This window comes from Streptomyces sp. NPDC059852 (assembly GCF_042731455.1).
Classification (GTDB): Bacteria; Actinomycetota; Actinomycetes; order Streptomycetales; family Streptomycetaceae; genus Streptomyces.
The window spans coordinates 1-1,661 of sequence record NZ_JBHWJK010000055.1 but is presented as its reverse complement, the minus strand read 5'-3'; the positions used below and the strand labels follow the sequence as shown (position 1 = coordinate 1,661).

At 70.2% G+C, this 1,661-nt stretch carries 1 protein-coding gene; it reads left to right on the top strand.

The genetic code is table 11. The features are described from left to right. The first annotated feature begins 193 nt into the window (after nt 1-193). Nucleotides 194-1,573, top strand: coding sequence for an OFA family MFS transporter (locus ACFV46_RS33580; protein WP_385500972.1), 1,380 nt, complete (start codon nt 194-196; stop codon nt 1,571-1,573). Nucleotides 1,574-1,661 lie beyond the last annotated feature (88 nt).

Genomic DNA, 1,661 nt, shown 5'->3' with positions numbered 1-1,661 from the left:
ACGCGGGGGGCCTTTGGGGGCGCCATGTACGGCGGGGGGGGGGGGGGGGGACCCGTGGGGGGGGTTACAGGCGGTTAGCGGGGGGGGGGCGGCCCGCGGGGGGGCGGCGGCCGGCCCCGGGACCCGCGCGCGCACGAAAGGCATTGGACAGGGGGCGCTGGCCAGAGCTTTCGACGCAAGGGGTGCAAACAACGTGACTACTACCGACGTTACGCGGGTCGCCACCTACCGGGAGGTGACCGACAGGAACGGACGCGTCTACCGTGTCGGCGAGACCGACGTCGACATCATGGGCCGCAAACGCAAGTGGATGGTGATCCTGCCCTGGGTGGGCATGATGGGCATCTCGTCCGCCGAGTACGCCTTCGCGTCCGCGGAGGACACGCTGCACGAGGCCCACCAGTGGTCCAGCAGCAGCATCTACTGGATGATGACCGCCTGGGTGTTCTGCCAGGCCGCGGTGGCCTTCCCGGCGGGGCGGCTGCGCGAGAACGGCAAGCTGCCCGCGCGGTGGGCGATGATGCTGGGGTCGGCCGGCACGCTGCTCGGCTATCTGTCGCTGGCGTACGCGCCGCACGTCGCCCTGGCCTTCCTCGGCTTCGGCGTCTTCAGCGGGATGGGCGCGGGCATGGTGTACGCGACCTGCGTCAACATGGTCGGCAAGTGGTATCCGGAGCGCAGGGGCGGCAAGACCGGCTTCGTCAACGGCGGCTTCGCCTACGGTTCGGTGCCGTTCGTCTTCATCTTCCACGGCTACATGGACGGCTCCAACTTCCGCTGGGTGCTGGTCTGCTCCGGCCTCTTCCTCGCCGCGATGGTGGCCGTCGCCGGCTTCTTCTTCCGGGACCCGCCGAAGAACTGGTGGCCGTCCTCCGTCGACCCACTGAACCCGCCGGACGACCCGCGCGCGCGGCGCTCGCTGGAGAAGAACCCGCCGGCCGTCAAGCAGTACTCCCCCATGGAGGCGTGGAGGACCGGCCGGGTGGCGCTGATGTGGTTCTGTCTGGCCTGCACCTCCGGCGTGAACATCTTCGGCATCGCGTTCCAGGTCGACATCGGCGAGGAGGCGGGCTTCGCGGCGGGCATCGTCGCGACCGCGATGTCGCTGAAGGCGATCGTCAACGGCACCGGCCGCGGGGTGATCGGGTGGCTGTCCGACCTGTACGGCCGCAAGCAGTGCCTGCTGTACGTGTGCGCGATCCTGGGGCTCGCGCAGTTCGGCATCATCTGGTCCGCCGAGATCAAGAACCTGCCGCTGTTCCTGATCTTCTCCGCGATCTCGGGCTTCGGCGGCGGCGCCATCTTCCCGATGTTCGCGGCGCTGACGGCGGACTACTTCGGTGAGAACAACAACGCCACCAACTACGGCATGGTCTACAGCTCCAAGCTCGTCTCCGGTCTGGGCGCGGGCATGGGCTCCCTGGTCGTCGCCGCGTGGGGCTACAACGGCGCCTTCAGCCTGGCGGGCGGCATCTCGCTCTTCGCCGGAGTCGTCGCGCTGTTCCTGCACCCGCCGGGACGGACGAAGACCAAGAAGGTGACGCCCAACCCCCGCCCGCTCGGCGAGGGGTGACCTCGGCTGCACCGGCGCGCACGGACCGGGCGGCCCCTCCCGCACCTCGGGAGGGGGCGCCCGGGGCGGGTGGCAGGGGTGAGCGGGG